At 63.0% G+C, this 17,511-nt stretch carries 17 protein-coding genes; 12 read left to right on the forward strand and 5 right to left on the reverse strand.

Annotation, left to right across the window (positions count from 1 at the left end; genetic code table 11):
- The first annotated feature begins 3 nt into the window (after nucleotides 1-3).
- Together BR47_RS0103755 and BR47_RS0103760 are read left to right on the forward strand one after the other, a co-directional pair.
- Nucleotides 4-702, forward strand: coding sequence for a hypothetical protein (locus BR47_RS0103755; RefSeq protein WP_029118623.1), 699 nt, complete (start codon nucleotides 4-6; stop codon nucleotides 700-702).
- A gap of 7 nt (nucleotides 703-709) precedes the next feature.
- On the forward strand, nucleotides 710-1,309 hold the full coding sequence (locus BR47_RS0103760) for a TetR/AcrR family transcriptional regulator (RefSeq protein WP_029118624.1): 600 nt from the start codon (nucleotides 710-712) through the stop codon (nucleotides 1,307-1,309).
- A gap of 237 nt (nucleotides 1,310-1,546) precedes the next feature.
- Here the strand turns inward: BR47_RS0103760 and BR47_RS0103770 are convergent, their stop codons facing one another.
- A complete protein-coding gene (locus tag BR47_RS0103770; protein ID WP_029118626.1) occupies nucleotides 1,547-2,362 on the reverse strand; it encodes an enoyl-CoA hydratase/isomerase family protein in 816 nt (271 codons plus the stop codon).
- The gene (locus BR47_RS0103775) at nucleotides 2,359-3,816 is read right to left on the reverse strand and encodes a flavin-containing monooxygenase (RefSeq protein ID WP_029118627.1); all 1,458 of its coding nucleotides are present in this window, start codon (nucleotides 3,814-3,816) and stop codon (nucleotides 2,359-2,361) included. Before BR47_RS0103775 ends, BR47_RS0103770 begins: the two co-directional genes overlap by 4 nt.
- Before the next feature lie 96 nt (nucleotides 3,817-3,912).
- On the opposite strand from BR47_RS0103775, the gene BR47_RS0103780 reads away from it, so the two are divergent.
- Both BR47_RS0103780 and BR47_RS0103785 read left to right on the forward strand, forming a co-directional pair.
- Nucleotides 3,913-4,554, forward strand: coding sequence for a TetR/AcrR family transcriptional regulator (locus BR47_RS0103780; RefSeq protein WP_036426679.1), 642 nt, complete (start codon nucleotides 3,913-3,915; stop codon nucleotides 4,552-4,554).
- A gap of 42 nt (nucleotides 4,555-4,596) precedes the next feature.
- Entirely contained in the window at nucleotides 4,597-5,700 is a 1,104-nt protein-coding gene (locus BR47_RS0103785; protein WP_029118629.1) for a saccharopine dehydrogenase family protein, read from the forward strand.
- A 21-nt stretch (nucleotides 5,701-5,721) separates the two neighbouring features.
- On the opposite strand, the gene BR47_RS0103790 is transcribed toward BR47_RS0103785, so the two are convergent.
- Both BR47_RS0103790 and BR47_RS0103795 read right to left on the reverse strand, forming a co-directional pair.
- The gene (locus tag BR47_RS0103790) at nucleotides 5,722-6,480 is read right to left on the reverse strand and encodes an SDR family NAD(P)-dependent oxidoreductase (protein WP_029118630.1); all 759 of its coding nucleotides are present in this window, start codon (nucleotides 6,478-6,480) and stop codon (nucleotides 5,722-5,724) included.
- Nucleotides 6,481-6,489: 9 nt separating this feature from the next.
- Complete coding sequence (locus BR47_RS0103795) at nucleotides 6,490-7,377, reverse strand: enoyl-CoA hydratase-related protein (RefSeq protein WP_051634634.1); 888 nt, start codon at nucleotides 7,375-7,377, stop codon at nucleotides 6,490-6,492.
- Nucleotides 7,378-7,710: 333 nt separating this feature from the next.
- On the opposite strand from BR47_RS0103795, the gene BR47_RS0103800 reads away from it, so the two are divergent.
- Genes BR47_RS0103800 through BR47_RS0103825 form a run of 6 tightly spaced genes read left to right on the forward strand, consistent with a single transcriptional unit; the run spans nucleotide 7,711 to nucleotide 14,831 of the window.
- Nucleotides 7,711-8,922, forward strand: a complete 1,212-nt coding sequence (locus tag BR47_RS0103800; RefSeq protein WP_029118632.1) for an acetyl-CoA C-acetyltransferase — start codon at nucleotides 7,711-7,713, stop codon at nucleotides 8,920-8,922.
- A 38-nt stretch (nucleotides 8,923-8,960) separates the two neighbouring features.
- Nucleotides 8,961-11,153, forward strand: coding sequence for a 3-hydroxyacyl-CoA dehydrogenase NAD-binding domain-containing protein (locus BR47_RS0103805; protein WP_029118633.1), 2,193 nt, complete (start codon nucleotides 8,961-8,963; stop codon nucleotides 11,151-11,153).
- Nucleotides 11,144-12,280 (forward strand): acyl-CoA dehydrogenase family protein, encoded by a 1,137-nt coding sequence (locus tag BR47_RS0103810; protein WP_029118634.1) that lies wholly within the window; start codon nucleotides 11,144-11,146, stop codon nucleotides 12,278-12,280. Before BR47_RS0103805 ends, BR47_RS0103810 begins: the two co-directional genes overlap by 10 nt.
- Before the next feature lie 6 nt (nucleotides 12,281-12,286).
- A complete protein-coding gene (locus BR47_RS31895; RefSeq protein ID WP_051634587.1) occupies nucleotides 12,287-13,303 on the forward strand; it encodes an acyl-CoA dehydrogenase family protein in 1,017 nt (338 codons plus the stop codon).
- Entirely contained in the window at nucleotides 13,300-14,055 is a 756-nt protein-coding gene (locus tag BR47_RS0103820; protein WP_029118635.1) for an SDR family NAD(P)-dependent oxidoreductase, read from the forward strand. The genes BR47_RS31895 and BR47_RS0103820 overlap by 4 nt, the downstream gene beginning before the upstream one ends.
- Nucleotides 14,055-14,831: an SDR family NAD(P)-dependent oxidoreductase gene (locus tag BR47_RS0103825; RefSeq protein ID WP_036426681.1), complete on the forward strand. Its 777-nt coding sequence runs from the start codon at nucleotides 14,055-14,057 to the stop codon at nucleotides 14,829-14,831. The genes BR47_RS0103820 and BR47_RS0103825 overlap by 1 nt, the downstream gene beginning before the upstream one ends.
- A gap of 124 nt (nucleotides 14,832-14,955) precedes the next feature.
- Here BR47_RS0103825 and BR47_RS31900 read toward each other — a convergent pair whose 3' ends face one another.
- On the reverse strand, nucleotides 14,956-15,630 hold the full coding sequence (locus tag BR47_RS31900; RefSeq protein ID WP_177127339.1) for a TetR/AcrR family transcriptional regulator: 675 nt from the start codon (nucleotides 15,628-15,630) through the stop codon (nucleotides 14,956-14,958).
- 265 nt (nucleotides 15,631-15,895) lie between these two features.
- Between BR47_RS31900 and BR47_RS32920 the strand changes: the two genes are divergently transcribed.
- Entirely contained in the window at nucleotides 15,896-16,039 is a 144-nt protein-coding gene (locus tag BR47_RS32920) for a hypothetical protein (RefSeq protein ID WP_155987055.1), read from the forward strand.
- On the forward strand, nucleotides 16,036-17,475 hold the full coding sequence (locus tag BR47_RS29605; protein WP_051634589.1) for a cytochrome P450: 1,440 nt from the start codon (nucleotides 16,036-16,038) through the stop codon (nucleotides 17,473-17,475). The genes BR47_RS32920 and BR47_RS29605 overlap by 4 nt, the downstream gene beginning before the upstream one ends.
- The last annotated feature ends 36 nt before the right edge of the window (nucleotides 17,476-17,511 follow it).

Genomic DNA, 17,511 nt, shown 5'->3' on the forward strand with positions numbered 1-17,511 from the left:
AATATGGACGTCATCGGCGCGTTGTTCGCCCTCGCGGATCTCCTCATGATCTTTGCCGGTTTCACCTACGGCTGGAAGTTCATCCGGAACCATGGGAACTATCTGCTCGGTCTGGAGTGGATCATCGTCGCAACCTCCGGGGTCAACTTCTTGATCTACGCGGTGCTGCGGCTGAGCCAGGAGAGCGGCAGTTTTCACGTCGCGATCTTCTTCGACGCGTTCTCCAGATCGGTCGGGATCACCTTGATCCTGGTGCTCGGCTTGTTGGCCGTGACCCACGGATACAAGCCGTCGCGCACAGTCGACATCGGCGTCTTCGCCCTGGCCGGCGTGGTCGGTCTCGTTCTGACGTTCTACGCTTTGCGGACGGCATCACCGGTCACGCACCACATCGGCCTGACCGGCGCGGTGTTCCTCGTCGCGGTGAACGTCCTCACCACGATCTTCCTGATCTATTTCGCCACCCGGCTGTGGCGTATCGGCGAGCGGGGCCACGCGGTGCTCGTCATGGTCGTGACTGCGATGGGGTCGGTGATCGCCGCGACGTATGACTTCTACGACGTACCCGGTGATGACTCGAACCGGACGATCTTCTACACGGCGGCGCTGACGACGTGGGCGCTCCAGTTGATCGTCTACTACTACGCCTACCGCGCGATGGACGAACATAACCGGCATCGCGCCACGGTTGTGATGAACTAAGGACACGATGAGCAGACGCCCCAAACACGATCCCAAGGAGTCCGAACGCGAGATCCTCGTCGCGGCGGAGGAATTCTTGCGGGAGCGGCCATTCCGCGAGATGACCGTCGACGCGGTGATGAGCCGGACTGGACTCAAGCGGCCGGCGTTCTACGTGCACTTCCGGGACCGTCACGACCTCGCGCTGCGCGTCGTCGAGCAACTCGGGATGGAGATCGGAGAGATGGTCGACCGGTGGCTGGTGGGCACCGACCTCGTCAACGATGCGAGGTCGGCATTCAAAGGGCTGACCGAGGTTTATTCGCAACACGGTGCCGTCCTACGTGCGCTGTCGGATGCGGCGGGTAGCGACGAGAAGGTCGAAGCCGCTTATGCAGACCTCATCCAACGGTTCATCGACGCCACCGCCAAACGCATCGCCGATGATCAGGCGGATGGGCGGATCAAGGCCGACCTCGATACCACCGAAACCGCACGGGCCTTGGTCTGGATGGACGAACGCTATCTGACACAGGCGTTTTCGCGTGAGCCCCACCCGGACCCGGACCTTGTAGTCGACGTGCTGTACAACATTTGGATGTCTGCGCTATACGGACCGCGGCCCTAGCCAGGCAGTCCCTGGCCCCCTGGGCGCGTCGAAAATTCTCAGCGGGTACGGGGCGCTCATCCCGCGGTAGAGCTCGCCGATGGCGCTTGCGATGCGCGCTGCGATCAGCCGGGCCTCAACCTGGGCCACCTGCGCGGTCAGTTGGGTCGCCAACACCGGATTGCTTTGCGCGTCGTGAAGCACGCCGTACGGATCTGCCTGGAACATGCGGAGGCCTCCTGCGGGAAAGGGCTCGTGTCAGGTGTTGGTGAAATTGGGGGTGCGGCGTTCGAGCGCGGCGGTGATGCCTTCGGTGGCGTCGGTTGTCAATGAGCACAGGACCTGGGTGCGGACTTCGGCGGCCATGTGGTGGCGGAGCTCTCCGACGCCGAGTGCTGCGTTGAGTAGCTGTTTGGTCTGGTGGACCGCAAAGGGTGCGTTGGCGGCGATTTGCTCGGCGAGGGCGACCGCGGCGTCAATGTCGTCGCCTTCTCCCACAACCCGGGAGACGAAGCCGAGCTGGTGTGCGCGGTGGGCGTCGAATGGTCCTGCGGTGTAGAGGATTTCGGCGGTGTTGGCGAAGCCGATCAACCGTGGCAGCCACCACGAAGCGCCGAGGTCGCCACCCGAGAAGCCGCGCCGCGTGAAGACTGGACTGAAGCAAGCGGTGGTGTCGGCGATCCGGATGTCGGCCATTGCTGCGAGGGCGAGTCCGGCGCCGACGGCGTGGCCGTGCACGGCGGCGATGACCGGTTGCGGGATTTCCCGCAGCGCCAAGAACGCCTCGACACCGCGGCTGAGTACATGATGGCGGCCTTGGACTTGACCGCGGTCACCGTCGCCGTCGAGCCCGGCGACGAGGTCCATGCCAGTGCAGAACGCGCGCCCGGCGCCGGTGAGCACGAGCACCCGGCACCGGTCGTCCTCGGCCACGAGGCGCGTGGCGTGCAGGATGTGCTCGGCCTGAGCGGGGCTGATCGCGTTGAGCTGATCGGGCCGGTTGAGTGTCAGGATCGTCACCGGACCGCGGCGTTCGACGAGGACCGGGTTCTGTTCTGCGGCGGCGGTTGTCATCGGGTGACCGTGTAGTCGTCGAGGTCGACCCTGGCGAGTTGGCGAGTGAATTGGGTGGCGAAGCCGGGGTACATGGTGCAGTTGTGTCCGTCTTCGGTGAGATACCAGCTCTTGCAACCGGAGTTCCATGTCGTGCTCGCGAGCCGCTGCTGAATGTCGGCGTTGTAGTCGTCCTGGCGGTCTTGCCGGACGTCGAGCGAACGCAGATTGCGGTCGCGGATGAGGCGGACGGCCTCGACGATGTAGTCGATCTCCGCCTCCACGTAGACCAGCGCCGAGTTGTGCCCCGGCCCGGAGTTCGGTCCGAATGTGAAGAACAGGTTTGGGTACCCGGAAACGCTGATGCTCTTGTAGGCGTACATGCCGCGTGACCATTCGTCGGCGAGTTTGCGCCCGTCCAGCCCGGCGATGGGAAACGGCGTCCCGGCCTTGCAGACGTCGAAGCCGGTGGCGAAGACGATGCAGTCGACCTCGTGCTCGGTCCCGTCGGCCGTACGAATCCCGTTCGGCGAAGCCGTTGCGATAGGTGAGGTGATCAGCTTGCAGTTGTCTTTTTCCAGCGCCGGGTAGTAGTCGCTGGTCATCAGCATGCGCTTGCATCCGGCCCGGAAGTCGGGGGTGAGTTGGCGCCTTGTTCGCGGGTCGCTGATCTGCCGGCGCAGATTTGCCTTCGCAATCCACTGGATGGCGGTGGTGACGGGGGTGTCCCACACCATGCCGGTCGCTGCGGCCTCGTGACCCCAGTACCAGGCCTGTCGCGCGAGGTTCTCGGCTGCCGGGAGGCGCCGGAACAGTTGTTTGGCCCAGTCGGGGTGGGCGAAGTCCATTCTCGGTAGCACCCAGCCGGGAGTGCGTTGAAAGACGTTGACCTGGGCCGCCGTTGCGACCAGTTCGGGGATGATCTGTACTGCGCTGGCGCCGGTGCCGACGACCGCGACCCGCTTGCCGGCCATGTCGTAGTCGTGGTCCCAACGGGCGCTGTGGATCTTGTGTCCGGTGTAGCTGTCCAGGCCGGGGATTTCGGGCCAGCTGACGTTGGCCAGTGGTCCTGCCGCCATCACGGCGTTGCGGCCGGTGAATGTATGACCCTGCTCGGTGTCTGCCGTCCACGTGCCGGTGTCCGCGTCGAAGCTCATGGCGGTGACGTTCACGCCGAATCGGATGTAGTGGTTCAGGTCGTAACGCTGCACCAGGTGCCGGATGTAATTGAGGATCTCCGGCCCGCCGGAGTAGGCGCGCGACCAATCGGGGTTCTGTGCGAACGAGTATGAGTACAGCAGCGATGGAATGTCGCACGCCGCACCCGGGTAGGTGTTGTCACGCCAGGTGCCCCCGGCGTCTTTACCGCGTTCGAGAATGACGAAGTCGTCGATTCCTTTCTGCAGCAGGCGGATTGCGATGCCCAGTCCGGCGAAGCCGGCACCGACTATCACGACGGATGCGTTGTCGCTCATCGCGTCACCGTCTGCGCAAGAATCATCTTTGGGGTCGTCTGACACCATTGTCCGCACATGCCACCAGTTTGGCCGTTTGATGCGTACGATGTCAACATGGAGGGCGTGCGAGCAACCGGAGTCTGGGGCGGACGCACCACCGCCGAACGCCACGCCGAACGCCGACGGAGACTGGTCGACGCCGCCACCGAAATCTGGGCAGAGGGCGGGTGGGCTGCGGTCACGATGCGTGGCGTATGCGCGCGAACGTCGTTGAACGACAGGTACTTCTACGAACATTTCGCCGACCGTGACGAGCTGCTGGCCGCAGTGTGGGACGGCATGCGCGACGAACTTGTTGTCCTCGTACTGGCTGTTATCGCCGAGGACGCGAACCGCGCGCCGACCGAAACGTTGCGCAAGGTGATTTCGGTTGTGGTCGAACGCATTTGCGCCGACCTGAGCTGGGGACAGATCTTGTTCAGTCAACATGTCGGCAGTGATGTCCTCGAGGAACGGCGCACTGCGCTGTTGCTCCAAGCTACTGACTTGATCGTGACCGCCGCCCAGCCCTACCTCAAAGCTGACGCCGACGAAACCGGTCTGAGAATGGACACCTTGGTGGTCATTGGCGGCTTCTTCGAATTGATCATCTCGTGGCGTGCCGGGCTCGTCGACGTCGACGCCGCGCAGGTCATCGACCACATCAGCCGCCTCGGCGCGACTCTTGGCACTGCCTATTTCACGACCATCGGATAGTAGGACGGGGCTTGCGGCCGACTACCTGAAGGAGACCAACCCGTGACCGGACGTATCGTCCTGTTCGGCGTCACCGGCTACACCGGCGGCCTCGTCCTCGACGCGTTGCTGCACCGCGGCGCGAAGCCGATCCTGGCCGGACGCAACGGCGACGTCCTGGGTTCGCTCGCCGAACGTTCCGGTGGTCTCGAGTATGCGTTGGCCAACGCGATGGACACAGCGAGCGTGGCGAAGCTGCTGGGACGGGGAGATGTGCTGATCAGCACCGTCGGCCCTTTCGAACGTTTCGGGCATGCCGTCGCGTGCGCGGCCGCGGACTCAGGTGCGCACTACATCGACTCCACTGGCGAACTCGGATTCGTGTTCGACTTGCGCAAACAACTCGATGACCGGGCCCGCGAATCGGGGGCTGTGATGCTGCCGGCGTTCGGCTACGACTACGTGCCCGGTGTCTTGGCGGGAGCCCTCGCTGCCGGCGAGGGCGGCGATGCTGTGCGGTCGATCGATGTCGGCTACTTCGCGACGGGTTCAATGCTCCGTGGACTCAGCCAGGGCACGCGCACCACCGTCCGCGACGGTCTCACCGTGCCGGTGTACCGGTGGCGCAACCATCACCTCGTCGAGCAGCGCGTCGGGTCCGCCGTCCAGAGCTTTCCCGTCCGGGGGCGTCGCAAGAGCGCCTTCCTGGTCTCCGGTACCGAGGTGCTGGACCTGCCCGCCGTCTTTCCCGGGCTCCACACCGTCAGCGTCTACAACGGATTGTTTCCCGCTCTCAGCTACCCAGCCGCTGCGATGTCGGCTGGCGCAGCTGTGTCGGCACGAATCCCGCTGGGCCGCAAGCTGATCGACGTCGCGACCCGGCCGCTGATCGGCGCGGCTGGCGGGCCCGACGCGGCCGAGCGCGAGCGTACCCGCAGTCATGTCGTCGCCATCGCCCGCGACGGCGCGGGCGTAACCGCCGCCGAGGTGCACCTCGAAGGCCCCAGTGTCTACAGCCTCACCGCAGCGCTTATGGCCTGGGCCGCACAGCAACTCGCTACGGGCGCGGGACGCAGCGCCGGCGTCGTCGGCCCTATCGACGCCTTCGGCCTCGACGCGCTCCGCGACGGATGCAACGAGATCGGGCTCAGCCGGGTCGGACTTTGAGCTTGGAATTGCGCGTGAATCTCACGCTCGCCACAGGTGGGAGCCGGGACGTGTCATCGCCACCACCGGGACGACGACCGATGAGCTCAGGCGAGTCAACGACACCACCAGTTCCGCGACATCTTCCGGGTCGATCATCTCGGCGTGACCGACTGTGTCGGCCAGCGGCGCGGTCATGTCTGTCGCGACGTAACCAGGACACACCGCAGTAGCGGCGACTCCGTGCTGTGACTCTTCGGTGTTCAGCGTTTCACACAACGACGTCAGCGCGGCCTTGGTAGCACCGTAGGCCGAGTTGAGTGGTTCTCCGGCAAGGCCTGTCATCGATGACACCGCTATCACCTTTGCGCCACCGCGTTGTGATGCCGCGGTGAGCCGCAGCAGCGGCAGGCATTGTTGAACCAACACGTAGGCGGATCTGACGTTGATCGCGAACAGCTTGTCGAACCGTCGAACCGGGAATTCGTGGAACGGCCCGATCGAGCCCATGCCTGCATTCAGCACGAGTGCGTCCAGGCGCCCGTAGGTGGCCCTGTGTGTCTCGGCAATTCGTATCAAATCCGCCTCTTCGCCCATGTCGGCGGCTGCGATCATCACTTTGATCGGAAACCGTGACGTCAGGTCTTTGGCGAGGAGCTCTAATGGGTCGATTGATCGGGCGCAGATCGTGAGATCCCATCCCGTCGCTGCCAATCGACGGGCGATCAACCTACCGATCCCTCGTGAGGCGCCGGTGACGATCGCCGCGCGAGCCGTACTGACGGAACTGACGGTATCCATGCCCACCGCCTACGGCCAGCGCGAAATTGCAGGAGGCAAGTCTGCCTGTGGGTCAAGTCGGTATCGCGGCTTGCGGCGCTCCATGAACGCGGCGACACCTTCTTCAAAGTCTGAGGACTTGATCAAAGTGTGCAGCACTGCAGAATCCAATTTGTGTGCGGCCCAAGGGTTGTCCGCGCCCAGCATGCCCCAGAGCATTTGCTTGGCTGCGGCGAGCGCCGCCGGCGCTGCGTTCTCGACGATCTCAGTGGCCAAAGCATAGGCATCGCTGAGCAATTCGTCGTCGTCGCTGACGCGCGAGACGAGTCCACTCGCCTGAGCCTCGGTCGCATCGAATATACGTCCCGTGGCCACCCACTCCATCGCCCTGCTCATACCGACCAGTCGTGGCAGAAACCAGCTCGAGGCCGCCTCTGGTACGAGGTTTCGGCGCACGAACACAAAGCCGAAACGTGCACTGCGAGCAGCGATGCGGATATCCATCGGAAGCGTCATGGTCGCTCCGATACCAATCGCAGCGCCGTTGATCGCGCCGATTACCGGCTTGAGCATGGCCGCGAATCGCATAGACACCACGCCGCCGGCGTCGCGCGGCGTCCCGTCCTCGAATTGGCTGTACGTCGTCACGGCTTTGTCGAATTCGCCAGCTGCCGGATCAAGATCGGCGCCGGCGCAGAAGGCACGTCCATCGCCGGTGACCACGACAGCTCGGACGTTGTCGTCCGATTCCGCCAGGTCGCATGCGGCAACCAGTTCGTTGGCCATGGTCAGAGTAAAGGCGTTGAGCTTTTCCGGCCGCTGCAGAGTGATGGTCGCGATGGAATTCGCCACCGTGTAACCGATCTGCGTGAACGGAGAAATAGGTTGCGGCTCAACCACATTGATTGAATCAGTCATCAGCTGCACCACGGGACCGATGCCACGCTACGGCGGGTGCACAGCGTCAGCGCCCACTGCATCGGCGCGCCGATCATCCTGGTCGGCAAACTGGCTGGGGTTCGAGGTGATGGTGTGCGCCAAACTCGTTGGCTAGCTCGGGAAATGGCTGAATTGTGCACCGCTGAACTCCTGAAATCTGCGGACGGCGTTGATCGCGAAGATGGCCACACTCGTAGTCATACTGACGTTGAGTTGGTACCCGGGAGACGATACACAGCGATACCCCGTTGCACTACTGGCTTAGTGTCAGTAAGTTGTAGGCAGCGCCAACGAGTAGAAAGCCGATGTCCCGTGACTTCTGACGCCTTTGTTTATGACGCGATCCGCACACCGCGCGGTCGCGGCAAGTCGAGCGGCTCACTGCACACTGTCAAACCCATATCGCTTGTCGTCGGCCTGATCCAGGAGATGGCACGTCGCAACCCAGAGCTTGATGCTGAGCGGATCGACGACATGGTGCTGGGCGTCGTCGGCCCGGTCGGTGAGCAGGGTGGCGACATCGCCAAGACCGCGTCCATCGCCGCTGGACTGCCGGACTCGGTCGCAGGTGTGCAGCTGAACCGCTACTGCGCATCAGGGCTGGAGGCGGTCAATATGGCCGCTCAAAAGATCCGGTCAGGATGGGATTCTCTGGTCTTGGCCGGGGGTGTGGAGTCGATGTCGCGCGTGCCGATGGGCAGCGACGGCGGACCCTACTTTCAGGACCCGGAAACGATGTACAACAGCTACTTCGTGCCGCAGGGGATCGGTGCTGACCTCATTGCCACCATTGAGGGTTTCACGCGCGAAGACGTCGATGCCTTCGCTGTGCGATCGCAGCAGCGTGCGGCGGCCGCATGGAAGGATGGGTTGTTCACCAAATCGATTGTGCCGGTGAAGGATCGTAATGGGGTAGTGGTGCTTGACCGCGACGAACATCCGCGTGCCGAAACCACGGTGGAAAGTCTGTCTGCACTGCCGCCGTCGTTCGCAGCTGCCGGCAAAGCCGGATTCGATGCGGTTGCTCTGCAGAAGTACCACCAACTGGAAAGCATCGAGCACGTGCATACCGCCGGAAACTCGTCGGGCATCGTCGATGGCGCATCGCTTGTTCTGCTCGGCTCGGAGCGGATTGGCGCCGAATTGGGGTTGACTCCGCGGGGTCGAATCGCCGCTACGGCGGTGACCGGATCCGATCCGACCATCATGCTGACGGGACCTACCCCGGCGACGTTGAAACTGTTGGCGCACACCGGCTTGACGCTGGACGACATCGATCTGTTCGAGCTCAACGAGGCGTTCGCGTCGGTCGTGTTGAAGTACCAGAAGGACCTCGACATTCCCGATGAGAAGCTCAACGTGAACGGCGGAGCCATCGCGATGGGACATCCGCTCGGCGCGACCGGAGCGATGCTGGTCGGCACGGTCCTCGATGAACTAGAGCGTCGTGATGCACGGCGCGCGCTGGTCACCTTGTGCGTGGGCGGCGGCATGGGAATCGCGACGCTTGTCGAGCGGCTCTAACCCGGATTTCGATCTCTCAAGAAGGAGAACCCCTCACTATGACGACCACTGAGGTCGATACCTACATTCGCTGGGACCGCCACGACGACGGTGTGGTGGTGCTGACGATGGACGCCCCGGGCCGCTCAGCCAACACGATGACGCGGGCTTTCAGCGACGCCCTGTTCGATGTCCTCGACCGCGTCGACCGCGAACGCGATTCGATTTCGGGCGTTGTACTCACCTCGGCCAAGAAGACATTCTTCGCCGGTGGCGACATCCACGAGATGATCGCGTACGGCCCGGAACAGGCCGACGAGGTGTACGAGATGGTCGGCGGCGTCAAGCGCGCACTGCGCCGGCTCGAGACCCTCGGCTTGCCTGTGGTGGCAGCGATCAACGGTGCAGCGTTGGGTGGTGGCCTCGAGCTGGCGCTGGCCTGTCATCACCGCATCGTCTCCGATGTGCCCGGTGCATTGATCGGACTGCCCGAAGTCAGCCTGGGATTGTTGCCTGCCGGTGGCGGAATCGTCCGCACTGTCCGTCTTCTCGGCATTCTCAAGGCACTCGACCAGGTGTTGCTCAAGGGACAGCGGCATACTCCGGCGGTAGCGCTTGAGCTCGGACTCGTCGATCAGGTCGTGCCTGCTGGAGACCTGATTGCCGCGGCCACGGAGTGGATCGCCTCGGGACCAGCCGCTTCGCAGCCGTGGGACCGTAAGGGTTTTCAGGTCCCGGGCGGCACGCTGCGCAATCCGGCCATCGCCGCCGTGGTGGCCCCGCTGACCGGACGGCTGCGTGCCGACACAGCGGGAGCCCCGGTTCCCGCGGCTCCCGCTATTCTGGCAGTCGCGGTTGAAACAGCCGATCTCGATATCGATTCGGCGGGTGTCGTGGAGACGCGCTACTTCGTCGAACTCGTGACCGGACCCGTTGCCAAGAACATGATGAATTCGTTCCTGGACACCCAACGCGTTCGGTCGGGCATCACGCGCCCGGTTGATGTGCCGCTGTTTTCGGTCGCTCGCCTCGGCGTGATCGGCGCGGGCATGATGGGTGCGGGGCTGGCCTATCAGGCAGCGCGCAACGGCATTGACGTCGTGCTCTCCGATGTCTCTGTTGAGGCAGCTGAGAAGGGAAAGAACTACGCCGCCACCCGTATTGGGCACGCCGTGTCGAAGGGCGAGGTCACCAGCGAACACGCCGAACAGGTCCTCGCGCGTATTCACACGACCAAGGATCTCAGTGACTTCGCCGGTTGCAGCGCAGTTATCGAAGCCGTATTCGAGGATCCCGCTCTCAAGAAAGCAATCTTGAGCGAGGTGGCCGGCCATGTGGGGCCAGACACGTTGATCGCGTCGAACACCTCCACGCTGCCCATTACGGACCTGGCATCGGCGCTTGAGCGACCAGAGCTCGTAGTCGGTATGCATTTCTTCTCACCGGTTGATCGCATGCCGCTGGTCGAGATCATCCGCGCTGAGCGCACCAGTGATATCGCGATTGCGCGTGCCATCGACCTCGGGGTCCGGTTGAGCAAGACCGCCATCGTGGTCAACGACAGTCGCGGCTTCTTCACCAGCCGGGTCATCGTCGCCTGGGTCGACGAAGCACTCGCGATGCTGGGGGAGGGCTGCGCCGCACCATCCATCGAGCAGGCCGGTCGCCAGGCCGGCTACCCCACGTCGCCGCTGAAGCTCGTCGACGAAACGAATCTGGCATTGACGCAAAAGGTCAAGCGCGAGAGCCGTGCGGCAACCGAAGCCGCGGGTGGAACGTGGAACGCGCATCCCGCCGAGGCGGTGATGGATCGCATGGTCGATGAATTCGCTCGTCCGGGCAGGGCTGCCGGAGCAGGGTTCTACGACTATGCCGATGGACGTCGCGTCGGACTCTGGGCAGGGCTGGCGGAACATTTCGGCGACGGCGCCGATGTTCCGTTGGCAGACATGAAAGACCGACTGCTCTTCTCCGAAGCACTGGAAACGGTGCACTGCTTCGATGAAGGGGTCCTCAACTCGACCGCGGAGCCGAATATTGCGTCGGTGCTTGGCATCGGCTTCCCGACATGGACTGGTGGCACGGTTCAGTTCATCAACGGTTACCCCGGTGGCGTTGGAGCGTTCGTCGAGCGTGCCCAGCAGCTGGCGCAGCGCTATGGCCACCGATTCGAACCGCCGGCGTCGTTGATCCATGCCGCTGACCGCACTGGTCGGCTTGATTGGGATGCGGAAGCCAAGACATGGATCTGACCCTGTCGCCCGCGGAGGATGAGTTCCGCACCGAGTTTCGACAGTTCTTGGCGAGCCATCCAGTCGGACCCGAACCTGTCGGTGAGGACAACGTATTCGCGTGGCAGCTCGAATGGCAGCGCACACTGGACAAAGACGGGTGGGCCGCTCCGCATTGGCCGACCGCGTACGGCGGCCGGGACGCAACGCCGACGCAGATCGCGCTCTACTACGAGGAACTCGGGCGCGCCCGCCGCCCGATGGTCGCCAACGTCATCGGAGTGCTGTTGGCCGGTCCCACCATCATGGCGTGGGGAACACCAGAGCAAAAGGCACGTCTGCTGCCAGAAATACTGTCCGGCAACGAGATTTGGTGTCAGTGCTTCTCCGAACCCGGTGCTGGTAGTGATCTCGCGTCGCTGCGCACGAGAGCCGTGCGAGACGGTGACGAGTGGGTGATCACAGGCCAGAAAGTCTGGACGTCGCATGCCCAGTATGCGAAATGGGGATTGTTGGTCGCGCGCACCGACCCCACCGCTGCGAAACACAAGGGCTTGTCGTATTTCTTGCTGGACATGCAACAGCCAGGGGTCGATGTCCGGCCGCTGCGTCAAATCACCGGTGAGTCCGAGTTCAACGAGGTTTTCCTGAATGAGGCACGCGTGCCGAGCAGCGCCATGCTCGGCAATGTCGGTGACGGCTGGAAAGTGGCGATGACAACGCTGATGAATGAGCGCGGCGGGTTGGGCTTGTACAACCAGGCCGGCCTGCGCAACTTGCTCGACGATCTCGTCGCCGAGACCTGCGGTCTCGGGCTTCTCGATGACCAGGCCGTCGCTGTCCGTATCGGAGAACTCGAATCTCGAGTTGAGCTCATCCGGCTGCTCGCCTACCAAGGATTGGCAACTACCGAACAGAACGGTCAGCCGGGCCCGGAGGGATCCATGGTCAAGTTGCTGTGGAGTACAACGAATCAGCTGGTCACCCAAACGGCGGCCGACTTGCTCGGTGCGGACGCGCTCCGCAACGGTTCACGCTGGTCGCGTGAACTGCTGCGGGCACGGGCCAACACCATCGAGGGCGGCACCACTGAAATCCTGCACAACATCATCGCCGAGCGCGTGCTCGGGCTTCCAAAGGCGGTTTGAGCGCTAATGCGGTTCGGATTCAGCGAAGACCAGGAACAAATTCAACTCGCGGCGTCCCAGCTACTGGCCAAACGGTCTGGGTTCGACGTGGTGCGCGCGCACGCCGAGGCGCGCTCGAGTGACGCCGATCTGAGTGCCCAACTGGGCGAGTTGGGCTGGCCGGCCATAGCGATTCCAGAGGAGTTCGGTGGTGCCGGACTGGGGCTGGTAGAGGCCGCCATTCTGCTTGAAGCGCACGGATATTCGCTGGCGCCGACCGGCTTGTTCGGGACGGCCGCGGCTGCAGCCTTGATCGGTGCCGCAGGCAGCGATGAGCAGAAGAACAAGTGGCTGCCTGGCTTGGCCTCTGGTGAGCTGACGGCTGCGGTGGGTACGCCCCAACTCATTGCGGACGCCGCCGACGCAGACCTGTACGTCATCTACTCCGGTGGCTCGGCTGCGCTCATGCCTCCGGACACGGTGCAGATCGTCGACACAATCGACCCGACGCGCAGCTACGGGCGACTGGCCGACGCGCTCGAGGGAGAAGCTCTCAATGGCAATGTCGCAGCCGGATTGGCGCACGTTGAGGTACTGATCTCGGCGGAACTGGTGGGCGTAGGCCGGCGCGCTGTCGACACCACAGTCGACTACGTCAAGCAACGACGCCAGTTCGATCGCGCGGTGGGCTCCTTTCAAGCTGTGTCTCACAAGTGTGTCCAGATGTATCTGGGTACCGAGTCTGCGCGCACCGCAACTTATTACGCAGCCTGGGCCGTCGACACCTGCGCTGAAAACATGCAAGAAGCAGTGGCCTTGGTACGTGCGATCGCAGGCGAGGGCGTACTCGAAGCAACCGCGGCAGCCATCCAGCTCCACGGTGGTATCGGCTTCACCTGGGAAGCCGATCTGCATTGGCTCTACAAGCGTGCACAACTGATGTCGTCCTTGTTGGGTCCCAGCCGACGTCATCAGGCCGCGCTGGCGCGCCTGTCGGCCGCCCGGCTGGGCCAGTCAGCGCTACAGCGATCGGCATCGCAATGACGGACCTCTCCGGCCTGACCGCCGTGGTTACGGGAGGCAATCGCGGCATCGGCCTGGCGTTATCAGAAGGTATCGCCAAAGCCGGTGGCAACGTTGCGATCTGGGCCCGTAATGCCGAACAGAACGCGGTGGCCCTCGACAAGTTGTCGGACTACGGGGTCAAGACGACCGCCATTCAATGTGACATCACTGACGAACGAGCCGTGGCAGAGGCGATGCAGCGCACTGTCGACGAACTCGGGCCTCTCGGGTGTTTCATGGCCAACGCTGGGGTGTCCGAAGCTGTGCCCATCACCGAGATGACGTTGGACACGTGGCGTCAGACGATGTCGATCAACCTCGACGGCACATTCCTGTGCACGCGCGAGGCCGCTCGCCGCTTCATTGCGCAGGGGACAGGCGGATCGGTCGTCGTTGTCTCGTCGACGATCAGTCGGTACGGGGGGGCGTCGATGGCCGCGTACGCCACCAGCAAGAGCGGGCTACTCGGCCTTGGTCGCACGCTGGCCGTCGAACTCGCCAGATACCAAGTGCGGTGCAACATTCTGATCCCGGGCTGGACTCGCACCGACATGAACACCCAGTTGTACGCCAACGAACGGTTCCGGCAGACAACTATGGCACGCACCCCGGCACGTCGCTGGGCGGAGCCTGAAGAGTTTCATGAGATGGCGGCATTTCTTGCCGATCCGAAGCACACGTTTCACACTGGCAACGAGGTCATCGTCGACGGCGGGTACACAATCTTCTGATGCCCGCGCCGACGTTTGACTTGACCGGTCAGGTCGCGCTGGTCACCGGAGCAGGCAGTGGATTGGGGCGTCAGTGCGCTGTCGTGCTCAGCCAAGCCGGAGCCACTGTGGCCTGTGCAGACCGCGACATGGCCACCGCCGCCGCAACCGCGGAGATCGTGAGTTCGGCTGGCGGCAAAGCTGTTTCGGTCGAGCTGGACGTTACTGATGCAAGTCGAGTCGACTGCGTAGTCGAGCAGATCTCCGAGTCGCTCGACGGTCTCGACATTCTGGTGAACAACGCCGGCATCGGCGACCCTCGAAATGTCCCGCTGCATCGAGTGCGCACCGAAGACTGGCATCGCGTGCTCGCGGTGAATCTCGATGGCGTCTTCTTTTGTAGCCGGGCTGCGCTGCGCATCATGGTTGCCAGCGGCAGCGGAAAGATCATCAATGTCGCCTCCATGTTCGGACTAGCGGGCTCCCGGACCTCGCCGATTCCCGCGTACGCGGCAGCAAAAGGTGCAGTCGTCAACCTCACGCGCGAAATGGGATTGCAGTACGCCGCCGCAGGAATCCAAGTCAACGCACTGTGTCCGGGCTACGTGCGAACCGGGTTGTCGAGCGGGGTATTCGACGACCCGACCTTTGCCGCCCGCATGTCTGCGACGGTACCGATGGGACGGATCGCGGAAGCCCCCGACATGAGCGGCGCCCTATTACTGTTGGCTTCGCCCGCGTCGGACTACATGACCGGGCAGGTGCTCGTCGTCGACGGCGGCTACACAGCCGGTTGAGAGAGCTGAGAACTCAAGCATGCCAACGAGATTCTGAAACGCCCCGCCCGATTCTTCGCGGCCACTAGGCGAGCCGACCACGTCGATATCGCCGTCGGTGTCGAGGCGAAACGGCGTGCCGATTTCACGGTTGATAAGTGGCGAGCCAGGTGGAGAGCATGCAAACCGCGTGGTCGATGAGTTCGTCGCGCTCAATCTCGGGCGGACGTTTGAGCGCGATCTGAAAGGCGAGCGAGTTCACCGTGTTGCTCCCGAGAAATGCGATGGCATCGGTTCGGGTGTCGTCCGGCGAAAGTCCGAGACCGTGGATGATCGCAATTCGACCGATATCGACAAGTCGGGCTTCCATCGGCGCAGGGCGACGATCGGGCCCTATAGGGCGACGATCGGCCCCTCCAGGGCGAGCCAGGCGGTCACTGTAGGCACGCATGATCGGACCATGCCGCTCGACTGTCTCGACTGCCGCGACGAGAACGCTTCGAAGGGCGCCTTCGAGTGTGTCGTTCACAGAGTCGACGATGACGCGACTTCCCGCGTTCTCGATTTCGATGACGACCCGATTGAACACCGCGTCAACGAGCTCATCTTTGTCGTTGAAGTACCGGTAAAGCGTCGCGATACCGACGCCCGCCTGTTCAGCGATGCGGTTCGTCGTGGAACCGTCATAGCCGTGTTTGGCAATTACCCGAGCAGTAGCGTCGATGAGGGCGTCGACAGTCTTCTTCGATCGCTGCTGAACCGGGTTATATCTGCTGTTCTTAACTGATTTTCGCATCGAGTACGCGACCTTCTCAAGCATTCGCAAAAAGCGAGTAGTAACCGAGTAAATGTTCGCATTATCGTAATACATGTGTACTTGCAACACCCCAGGGGTGTGGGCTCGAACGGGAACGGGAGACATCGTTCAAAGCCTCGGCACGACATCGAGTACCGACGCGACATCGTCGCAGTCGCCCCAGTCAAACCTTGATCGTCAGCAGCTTGCCGAGCGATTCGTTCCGGCTCCCGCTACCACTGCACGATCGGTAAGCGATCGCAAAATCGCTTCGATTCAAGGAGGCAACGTGGCCTACGTCATTACAGATAGCTACATCTCGAACAAGGGTGCGTCCGGCACGCAACGGTCGCCGGTGGAATGCATCCACCCGACACCCGAACACGAAGGAATCATGCTGAACGGTGTCACTGCAGAGGTGGTAGCGCGATGAACCGGGAAATACTCACACTCAAAGCCCAATCCGTCGCAGCCGCCGTCGCGCGGCGCATCTCGTCCGATGGTGACCGTCCGCTGGCCGTTCCGCCGGCAGAGTCCGGACTGCTCCCCGTACCGGGTGCGCCCGGCATGCCCGTGCTGGGCGACTCGATCGCGATCCTGGCCGACACGCTGGGTTGGGCGCAAGACCGCCATGCGCGCTACGGAGACGTTTCGTGGTTCAACGCATTCGGCACTTCGTTGGTCCTCGTGCTCGGTCCCGAAGCGATCGGCGAGGTACTGACCAACCGGAAGAAGGTCTTCTCGAACGCGGAGGGCTGGGGATACTTCCTGAACCCCTTCTTCGAACGCGGCATCATGCTCATGGACGGTGAGGAGCATCACCACCACCGCCGAATTCTGCAGCAGGCTTTCACTCGCCAACGTCTGGTCGGCTACCTGGACCGAATGAATCCCGTGATCGCGCAGGGCATCGCGGAGTGGGCGCCGCAGGATGCTTTCGAGGTGCAGCCGGCGGTCAAGCAGCTGACACTGAACGTCGCCACCGACGTTTTTCTCGGCGCAAAGCTGGGGGCGGAAGCAGAACGAGTCAATCAGGCCTTCATCGACCTCGTGCACGCCACGAGTTCGGTCGTGCGGTTCGATATCCCCGGCGGCGCGTGGCACCGCGGATTGGTCGCCCGCCGCTACCTCGAAGAATTCCTCTCGGCGCAGGTCAAAGCGAAACGGGCGGGGACACAAGACGATCTGTTCAGTGTGCTCACTCGCGCTGAGGACGAGGAGGGAAACAGCTTCACCGACGTTGATGTCGTGAACCACATGATCTTCGTCCTGATGGCTGCCCACGACACCAGCACCCTGACCGCCACCATGATGTGCTACCTGCTCGGCCGCCATCCCGAATGGCAGGACAGATTGCGCGAGGAGTCGCGCGCCCTCGGGAAGGACTTCATCGAGTACGACGACATCGACAGGCTCACCGGCCTTGACCTGGTGATGAAGGAAACCCTCCGGCTGTATTCACCTGTCGCCCTGTCGGTCCGCCGGGCATTGGCGGATACCGAACTCGCAGGCCGCTACATCCCAGCCGGTACGCGGATGATGCTTGGAGCGCAGGCTTCTCATCGCCTGGAGCCGTGGTGGAATGATCCCGACACGTTCGATCCGGAGCGATTTGCCGAGCCGCGCCGCGAGGACAAATCCCATAAGAACGCGTTCAATCCGTTCGGTGGCGGCGTCCACAAGTGCATCGGGATGTTCTTCGGCGGCATGGAAGTCAAAGCGCTCCTGCACCAGTTGCTGCTGACGCACACCTGGAGCGTGGCGCCGGGCTACCACCCGCCGATCCGCGTCGCCACGGGTCCGACGCCCATCGACGGAATGCCTGTTCGACTACAGCGAATTCAACCGGTCGGTTTGCCGAAAAACTAGGCGCGACAGGCACTCTGGATCAGATCACGGTGAAAC

The sequence above is a fragment of the Mycobacterium sp. UNC410CL29Cvi84 genome, from assembly GCF_000686745.1.
In the GTDB taxonomy this organism is placed as follows: Bacteria; Actinomycetota; Actinomycetes; order Mycobacteriales; family Mycobacteriaceae; genus Mycobacterium; species Mycobacterium mucogenicum_B.